Source organism: Vibrio sp. 10N.222.46.A1 (genome assembly GCF_041473595.1).
Lineage (GTDB): Bacteria > Pseudomonadota > Gammaproteobacteria > Enterobacterales > Vibrionaceae > Vibrio > Vibrio tasmaniensis_A.
Genome location: NZ_JBFRSN010000688.1, coordinates 1 through 2537, shown reverse-complemented (window position 1 = coordinate 2537; position 2537 = coordinate 1). Strand labels below are relative to the sequence as shown.

The window sequence follows — 2537 nt, the reverse complement described above, 5'->3', positions numbered from 1 at the left end:
GTAATTTGACCTTTCAACGTACCGCCATCGCTAGGGCAGTTCGCGACTGTCGGGGGTTGAGTTGAACACCTAAAGCTCTTATCTTCAAGTGTGACAACTAACTCGCCTGAGTTATCAAATTGAATAGCAACATCCTCAACCACCCCTTTAGAGAAGTTAAAATCGCCACTGCCAAGGCTACCGCCACCACTTCCGGGCTTTTGAAGCACGTATCCAAGATCGTTCACATCTAACTTTTCCGCATAATTCATCACAATCGGCGTTGGTGATGCATTATTACTACAAGCCAAGACTCGAACATCAATATCTTCTGCTTTTCCGGCAATGACCTCTAGCGGCTGATTGTTCCATGTAGAACTAGCACTCGGCTTAATATCAAACCGATAAGGTACAAAGCTAATGTCTTTTTGGTCTTGGATAGTCGTTCCATTAACTGATGCAGTCGCAAGCACATCACCGTATTTATTACCACTTCGACCATCAATATCAAAAACAAACCTCTTGTTTTGGCTATCAAAAGAGCCACCGCTAAAAGTTACCTCAGGTGCACTTATAGATACCGTCTCCCCATTGACATCGCTCATTGGCTGACTGTTTTCATCATAAGGCACGACATACACCTCAGCCTTGTCATCACAAGTTAAGTGATAGTTGTTTGGTTTGATCTCTATATATTTTATCGTTGGGCTAGGAGGCGTGTAACATCCTGCTATTGACTTAGCCCTTATGAAGCTAGTGTCTGACGACCTAAATGAAACTCTAGGAGCGGTAATTGCTCCTGTCATTTGAAAACGAGCGACACCATTAATATCGAAACCAGCACTGATAGCCTCTGGCGATACATACACATTCGCATTCAAACGGATATCAGAACCACCTAAAGGCCAAAAAGATGAAAAACGGCCATGACCAATAAACGTAAAGTCATTGTGATCATAGCTAGAATCACTCTGCTCATCTATTCCTGCATTAATATATATACGACTTTTATGAGACAAATTTATATGGTTGTAGTGAATAACAACTGGACCATCACCTTTAACCTTAATGTAAGAATCGTTATGATTAAAATTGATGGTGTCAATCCAATACTCTCCAGCGGGAAAAACAACTGTGCTCGTATTTGCGCTAAAAGATAATGAAGTATAATTAAATTGAGTCGCCTCAGTCGTCTGATTATTGCCAGCCGCTATCAACACACCGCCCGAAGGGTTAAAAGCAGTAGTATCCGGAACACCTAACGGAAATAAGTTCTTAGCCGAACTCACCGTACAACTTCCGCCACTATTCTGCCCGTCTTTATAAACACAAGCTCCAAGACCAGACACTCTAGAAGAAGTAAAACCTAATGCTTCTGATTTGGAAATTTGATCGAGATAGATATTATTTCCAGTACCACTTCCTGAAGATATATCCAGTTGTCCATCCCATGGAGTCCATTCTCCGGGATTTGCACCTGGCAAATAACGGTTTGATTGCAACATTTCAGGAAAGTAATCACATTTTTGAATAGGGGGTTTTGGCCTTACTTCTTCAAATGCAAAGAACCCAACTCTTTCATATGTCTGATGCGAGCGATTTGAAGCGTCTTCTTCTAGCATAAATGTAAAATAATCCGGATTCGATAGTTCACATAACCTTAACCACCCTCCATCCGATCCACTTCGAGTTTGCTTTTGAATAATCACACCAAAGTCTTGGAACGACTGGCCATGGAACACCTGATTATCAATACAAGACTGCGCTAATGAAGCGCTTTGATTGTATGAACTACTGGGTTTATTAAAAACAAAACGAATACCACCTGAAGTTTGCCCAGAAAACTCAGGTGCCGCCATATACCCTACAGTTCTGCGTCTATAGCTTGTAGGAGTTGGTACATTTTGCCGGCCAAACTCTAAGGCCAGCCGAAAATTCGAGGTTCCAACATTTTTGTGTGCGGTAGTTACCCAAAAATCCTTACCGCTATCGGGCTGAACTTGAGAAAAGACAATAGGAGCCGCAGAGAAACGTTGAGAGTATGTTTCTCGTTTCCAGCCTTCCCTCCTTGTATCGCCTGCCGTTTGGAAGTGGTTCAACTCAACTTTACTTACACGTATTATTTTCCCTGGCTGAGATTCATCTAGTATTACGTCCCCAACCTCTGCGGCAAAATAATAGATCGGATCCATTAAGTTAGGGTCCGAGCTTAAAGGGAAGCGCTGTTTCACTTCGACCCGATCTTTAGTCACAGATGTGACGAACATTGCCGATGGATTATCATTTAGATTATAAGAAGACATCAATATAACGACAGGCGTCGTTTTAAAATCTTCATCAAAATCAAAGCTACACGTATACCCATTACAAGAGCTAGCGTCTACCTCTCCAAATTCAAATAGCGGTTTAGAACGTGGTACCAAGGGCTGGCAATCTTTTTCCGATATACAGTATTGGGAACTACTAGTGAAACTATCACCAATCAGTGTAATGGTAACAAATGGGTCGAATTTATCGGCGCCAGTGGCATAAGATAAATCAAAGTTATTAATAACTTT

General features: G+C 41.7%; 1 pseudogene. It reads right to left on the bottom strand.

Annotation, left to right across the window (positions count from 1 at the left end):
* A pseudogene (locus AB4496_RS18395) lies at window positions 1-2537 on the bottom strand (hypothetical protein); the annotation flags it as partial.